Source organism: Microbacterium sp. (assembly GCF_003248605.1).
GTDB lineage: Bacteria > Actinomycetota > Actinomycetes > Actinomycetales > Microbacteriaceae > Microbacterium.
In genome coordinates, this window is sequence record NZ_QFPF01000131.1 from 1 (window position 1) to 5,969 (window position 5,969).

Sequence of the window (5,969 nt, forward strand, 5' to 3'; positions counted from 1 at the left end):
GGCGCTCGAGCCCGTAGTAGACCCGTTCCTGCTCGTGGAAGACGTGCACGACGAGGTCGCCGAAGTCCATGAGCACCCATCGGCCCTCCTCGCGTCCCTCACGCCGCAGTCGCTTGACGCCGGCCTCGAGAAGCTTCTCCTCGACCTCGTCGGAGATCGCGCCCACGTTGCGCTCGTTGCGCCCCGTCACGAGAAGGAAGGCGTCGACGAGCGGCAGCGGACCCGAGACGTCGAGGGCGACGAGGTCTTCACCGCCCTTGGCGTCGGCCGCGGCGGCGGCGATCTGCACGAGTCGTCGTGCGTCGTCCGTTGCGGTCATCAGAAAGCCCCGTTCACGACGGCGATGATGAGCACACCCACGAGCGCCAGTGCCAGCACACCCGCCGTGATGGCGAGCGTGAACAGCAGTCTGCTGCCCTTCTCGGGTGCGGGAGGTCGGATGATCTCACCCGTGCCGCGCACGGTGCTGATCGCGGCACTGGCCGCGATGGGCGTGGGAGAGGATGCCGGCGGCAGCTCGCCGTCGATGAGCACAGCGTCGACATCCTTTCCGTCGGTGGAACTCGGCACGCTTCCGCGCGAGCCGAGCCCCTCGGGCAAGTGGTAGGAGCCGGTGATGATGACTTCGCCGGTGGCGTTGACGGGGCCCGACAGCGGCGGCGCGGACGGCGTCTGCGAGAGGATCAGCGCGCTCGGTGTCGCGAGCGTTCCCGTCGAGGTACCGCCCCGGGCGATGAGCTCGTCGAACGAGGGCGGCAGGGTGGCGGCGACCTCGTCGCCACTGAGCAGCTCGGCTCCGAACTGAGGACTCACCGTCGCCGCGGACACCGGTACGGGCTCGGGCAGCACCTCTGCGGCAGGCTCGGAGGGCGATTCGTCATCGGTGAGATCGACCTCGGATGGCTGATCGTCTGCGGCATCCGTGGGTTCGTCGTCGTGGGCCGGCACCGCATCGGCACCGTCTGCACCATCCGCGTCGGCATCATCACGATCGGTCTGGTCGCCCCGCTCAGGATCGTCGGCCGCCTCAGCCATGTCGTCCGGCGCGTCCGTCGCATCCTCCGCGTCGGGGCTGGCTGTCTCCAGGAAAGGAGACTCCTCCGCGTCACGCGACTGCTCGTCGGACGTCTGATCCTCGTCACGCGACTGCTCGTCGGGCGTCTGATCCTCGTCGGGCGTCTGATCCGCCCGGTGCTCGGCCGCGACGTCGGGCGTGATCACAGGAACCGAGGCGGTGCGAATGCGCTCCTGCTCCCGCGCCTGCCTGCGGGTCAGCGGAGCGACGCCCAGGTCGACCTGCGCGTCGGGTGTGGGCAGGGGGGCGACCACGGCAGGCACGGCTGCACGCGGCAGCGGTGCCGCCGGAGCGGGTCCACTCTGCTCGGGCTCATCGCTCGTATCGGTCTGCACGGGCACGGAGCCGGTGCGACCGAGCTCGCGCATCTGCTTGCGGGTCAGCGGCTGATCGGGTGTGCTCATTCGGTGCTCCGATAGAGGTGATGCTTGTTGATGTACTGGACAACGCCATCCGGCACGAGGTACCAGACCGGATGACCGCGGGCTACGCGCGAGCGGCAGTCGGTCGAAGAGATCGCGAGGGCGGGAACCTCGAGCTGGCTGACGACGTCATCGGGGAGCCCCCGAGTGTCGAGCACGTGCCCCGGCCGGCTCACCGCGACGAAGCGCGCGAGGTCCCACAGGCCATCATGGTCCCTCCAACTGAGAATCTGCGCCACGGCATCCGCCCCGGTGATGAAGTAGAGCTCCACCTCCGGCCGCTGAGCGCGCAGATCCCGCAGCGTATCGACCGTATAGGTCTGTCCGCCTCGGTCGATGTCGACCCGGCTGACGGTGAAACGAGGGTTGGATGCTGTCGCGATGACGGTCATCAGGTACCGGTGCTCGCTGTCGGTCACATTCGACTTCTGCCACGGCATTCCTGTGGGAACGAAGACCACCTCGTCGAGGTCGAGATGCTGTGCCACCTCGCTGGCGGCGACCAGGTGACCGTGGTGGATCGGATCGAACGTCCCGCCCATCACCCCGATGCGAGGTCGATCTCCAGCCACCGACATACGCGACCTAGTGGCCGTGCCCCGCCTTGTGCTCGAGATCGGTGCCCTGCGCGTGGGCATAGGCTTCGGCCTTGCCCGCGTGCCGGTTGGCCACGTCGCGGTACGAGAACGTCACGACGGCGAGGGCGATGAAGACCACGAAGGCGATGATCCCGGCGATGACCGTTTCGGCCATCACATTGCCGTGGTGCGCCTCTTCGGCGGCCGCCAGGAGTGTCGTGGCGAAGTGCATCGGGGCTCCGTTCTCAGGGGGACGTGCGGGACCAGTCTAGGCAACTATCGTCGGGTCTGCCCGGCGCCGCGCGCGAGCCACTTCGTGCTCGTGAGCTCGGCCAGACCCATGGGACCGCGGGCGTGCAGCTTCTGCGTCGAGATGCCCACCTCCGCGCCGAAGCCGAACTCGCCGCCGTCGGTGAAGCGCGTCGAGGTGTTGGCCATCACGACGGCCGAATCCACTTCCGCGAGGAATCGCTCGATGTGGGCATCGTCGGTCGAGATGATCGACTCCGTGTGGCCCGTCGAGTACGTCCGGATGTGCTCGAGCGCGTCGTCGAGATCGTCGACGATCCGCACCGCCACGTCGAGGCTGAGGTATTCGGTCGACCAATCGGCCTCGGTGGCGGGCACGGCGCCGGGGACGAGCCGAGCGACCTCGTCATCGCCGTGCACGGTGACGCCCCTTGCGGCGAGAGCCTCGGCGAGCGGCGGCAGCAGCCGCGCGGCGCCCTCACGCACCACGAGGACCGTCTCGACCGCGTTGCAGACGCTCGGCCGCTGCACCTTGGCGTTGACGACGATGTCGCGGGCCCAGTCGAGGGGCGCGGAGTCGTCGAGGACGATGTGCACGACGCCGGCACCCGTCTCGATCACCGGCACGGTCGACTCGGTGACGACGGTCTCGATCAGCTGGGCGCTGCCTCGCGGGACGAGGACATCGATCAGTCCGCGCGCCTGCATGAGCTCGCGCGCACCGTCGCGACCGAACTCGTCGACGGTCTGGATCGCCTCCGGATCGATGCCGAGGCTCTCGAGCGCGGAGCGCATCGCGGCGATGAGGGCGGCGTTGGTGCGCTCCGCCGCCGATCCCCCGCGCAGGACCACGGCGTTGCCTGAGCGCAGGGCGAGGGAGGTGATGTCGACGGTGACGTTCGGGCGCGCCTCGTAGATCGATCCGACGACGCCGAAGGGCACCGAGACCTTCTGCAGCGTCGCCCCACCGGGAAGCGTGCGCTCATCGAGGACACGGCCCACGGGGTCGTCGAGTCCGGCGATCTGGCGCACGGCCTCGGCGAGGGCGGCGACGCGCGGAGCGTCCAGGCGCAATCGATCCAGAAGGGCGGCGGTCAGTCCGTTCGCGGCGCCACGCTCGAGATCTTCGGCGTTCGCTGCGACGATCTCCGGGGTCGCTGCGGCGATCGCATCCGCGATCGCGTGCAGCGCACGCGCCTTCTCTGCATCTGTGAGCAGCGCGATCTGGCGCGAGGCGCGCTTGGCCTGCAGCATCCGGTCCCGCGCCGACACGATGGTCGTTTCGGTCATCCCTCCAGCCTACCGACGAGGGGGCCGGGCGCGGGAGCGCTCAGCTCGTGTGGACGGGACCCGTCATGAGGGGGCCGGCTGTGCGCGGTCCCGGCTCGAACCACGTGCCCACGTCCGCGCCGTCCAGCGCCGGGCTGACGAGGACCGTGCTCGTGACGAGCACTCCCACGCCCGCCTGCGATGCGAGGCGCGCGGCGGACGCCTTCGTGGCGGCGCCTCCGGTACCCACGGAGTTGACCACTCCCGAGCCGAACTCGTAGTCGCTGAGATCGTCGCCGAACGACACATGGTCGATGGGACGCGCTCCGGGCTCGTCCGGAGGGCGGGTGTACAGGCACTCGATGTCGCTCAGCAGCACCAGCGCATCCGCTCCGATGAGCTGGGCCACGAGAGCCGCCAGCCGGTCGTTGTCGCCGAAGCGGATCTCGTGGGTGGCCACCGTGTCGTTCTCGTTCACGATCGGCAGGATGCGAAGCCCCAGCAGCCGCTCCATCGCCCGTCGGGCATTGGAGCGCGGCGTCGCATTCTCGAGGTCGCCCGCGGTGAGCAGCACCTGGCCGGCGACGATGCCGTAGGGACGCAGGTTGTCCTGGTAGCGATAGATGAGGACGTTCTGACCGACCGCGGCCGCGGCCTGCTGCGTCGCGAGATCGGTCGGCCGCTCATCGAGCGAGAGGTACGGCATGCCGGTGGCGATCGCTCCCGACGAGACGAGGACGAGCTCCGTGCCCCGCGCGTGCACCGCCGCGAGAGCATCCACGAGCCCCTCGAGTTTGCCGGCGTTCTCACCGCTGATCGATGACGAGCCCACCTTCACGACGATCCGACGGGCACCGGGGATGTCGGCGCGCGCGCGTGCGCTCACGCGTCGTCCTCGTCGTGATCTGCCGGCCGCGCGAGCCGCTGCTGTTCCAGCTCGGCACGGGCTTCGGCTTTCGCGTCCATGCGCGCGTGGTACCGCTCGCGCCGTTCGGACGTCGTGCGCCGATTGCCCTCGAGCAGGCGGGGATCGGTGCCGCGCGGAGCGGTCATCAGCTCCGCGGCCGAGGAGAGGGAGGGCTGCCAGTCGAAGACGACACCGTCACCCTCGCCGATGACGACTGTGGAGCCCGCCACGGCGCCGGCGCGGTAGAGCTCGTCCTCGACGCCCAGTCGCTCGAGACGGTCGGCGAGGTACCCCACGGCTTCCTCGTTCTGGAAGTCCGTCTGCTGCACCCACCGCACCGGCTTCTCGCCGAGCACCCGGTAGATGTTGCCGTACGTGCCGCCGTCGACACGCACGACGAAGTCCTTCTCCGACCCGCGCGGCCGGATCACGATGCGCTCGGGCACGGGCTCCGCCGCCTTCGCGGCGCGGTGCTCGGCGACGATGTCGCCGAGCGCGAAGGTCAGGGCGCGCAGACCGTCGCGGCTCACCGTCGAGATCTCGAACACGCGGAATCCTCGGGCCTCGAGGTCGGGCCGCACGAGCTCCGCGAGCTCGCGGGCCTCGGGGACGTCGAGCTTGTTCAGAGCGATCACCTGCGGGCGATCGATCAGCGGCACCTGCCCCTCGGGCACGGGGTAGGCCTCGAGCTCGGCGAGGATGACCTCGAGATCCGAGATCGGGTCGCGTCCCGGGTCGAGCGTCGCACAGTCGAGCACGTGCACGAGGGCCGTGCACCGCTCGACATGGCGCAGGAACTCCAGCCCGAGCCCGCGACCGTCGCTCGCGCCCTCGATGAGCCCCGGCACATCGGCGACCGTGTAGCGGTTGTCGCCGGCCTGCACGACGCCGAGGTTGGGGTGCAGGGTCGTGAACGGATAATCGGCGATCTTGGGCCGCGCCGCGGAGATGGCCGCGATCAGGCTCGACTTTCCGGCCGAGGGATAGCCCACGAGGGCCACGTCGGCGACCGTCTTCAGTTCGAGGAGGACATCGCCCTCCCATCCGGGCGTGCCGAGGAGGGCGAAGCCGGGCGCCTTGCGCTTGGGGTTGGCCAGCGTCGCGTTGCCGAGACCGCCGATGCCGCCGGGGGCCGCGATGAAACGCATGCCCGGCTCGATCATGTCGACGAGCACCTCGCCCGAGGGGTCTTTGACCACCGTGCCGACCGGCACGGGCAGTTCGACGGCTTCCCCCGCCGCCCCCTGGCGGTGATCCCCCATGCCGAATCCGCCGTTCCCGCCGGAGCGGTGCGGCGAGTGGTGGTACGACAGGAGCGTCGTCACCTGCGGGTCGGCGACGAGGACGACGTCGCCGCCGTGTCCGCCGTTGCCCCCGTCGGGGCCGGCGAGCGGCTTGAACTTCTCGCGCTTGACCGAGACGCAGCCGTTGCCGCCCTTTCCGGCACGCAGATGCAACGTCACACGGTC

Annotated in this window: 7 protein-coding genes; all 7 read right to left on the minus strand. The window is 69.9% G+C overall.

All coding sequences use genetic code 11. The features are described 5' to 3' along the window. On the minus strand, positions 1 to 319 hold a 319-nt coding region (gene rsfS / locus DI573_RS13410), incomplete at its 3' end, for a ribosome silencing factor (protein WP_292815284.1). After that, on the minus strand, positions 319 to 1,479 hold the full coding sequence (locus DI573_RS13415; protein WP_292815287.1) for a hypothetical protein: 1,161 nt from the start codon (positions 1,477 to 1,479) through the stop codon (positions 319 to 321). The genes DI573_RS13415 and rsfS, both read right to left, overlap by 1 nt. Then, complete coding sequence (gene nadD / locus DI573_RS13420; protein WP_292815290.1) at positions 1,476 to 2,075, minus strand: nicotinate-nucleotide adenylyltransferase; 600 nt, start codon at positions 2,073 to 2,075, stop codon at positions 1,476 to 1,478. Before nadD ends, DI573_RS13415 begins: the two co-directional genes overlap by 4 nt. A 7-nt stretch (positions 2,076 to 2,082) precedes the next feature. Then, a complete protein-coding gene (locus DI573_RS13425) occupies positions 2,083 to 2,307 on the minus strand; it encodes a hypothetical protein (protein ID WP_292815292.1) in 225 nt (74 codons plus the stop codon). Positions 2,308 to 2,351: 44 nt separating this feature from the next. After that, a complete protein-coding gene (locus DI573_RS13430; RefSeq protein WP_292815299.1) occupies positions 2,352 to 3,614 on the minus strand; it encodes a glutamate-5-semialdehyde dehydrogenase in 1,263 nt (420 codons plus the stop codon). 40 nt (positions 3,615 to 3,654) lie between these two features. Then, entirely contained in the window at positions 3,655 to 4,479 is an 825-nt protein-coding gene (gene proB / locus DI573_RS13435; protein ID WP_292815302.1) for a glutamate 5-kinase, read from the minus strand. Next, a partial coding sequence (gene obgE / locus DI573_RS13440) for a GTPase ObgE (protein ID WP_292815304.1) occupies positions 4,476 to 5,969 on the minus strand: 1,494 nt, incomplete at its 5' end. The genes proB and obgE, both read right to left, overlap by 4 nt.

Coding starts and splice junctions, on each gene's coding strand:
- DI573_RS13415 (WP_292815287.1), bottom strand. CDS start 1,479: ATGAGCACACCCGATCAGCCGCTGACCCGCAAGCAGATGCGCGAGCTC.
- DI573_RS13430 (WP_292815299.1), bottom strand. CDS start 3,614: ATGACCGAAACGACCATCGTGTCGGCGCGGGACCGGATGCTGCAGGCC.
- nadD (WP_292815290.1), bottom strand. CDS start 2,075: ATGTCGGTGGCTGGAGATCGACCTCGCATCGGGGTGATGGGCGGGACG.
- DI573_RS13425 (WP_292815292.1), bottom strand. CDS start 2,307: ATGCACTTCGCCACGACACTCCTGGCGGCCGCCGAAGAGGCGCACCAC.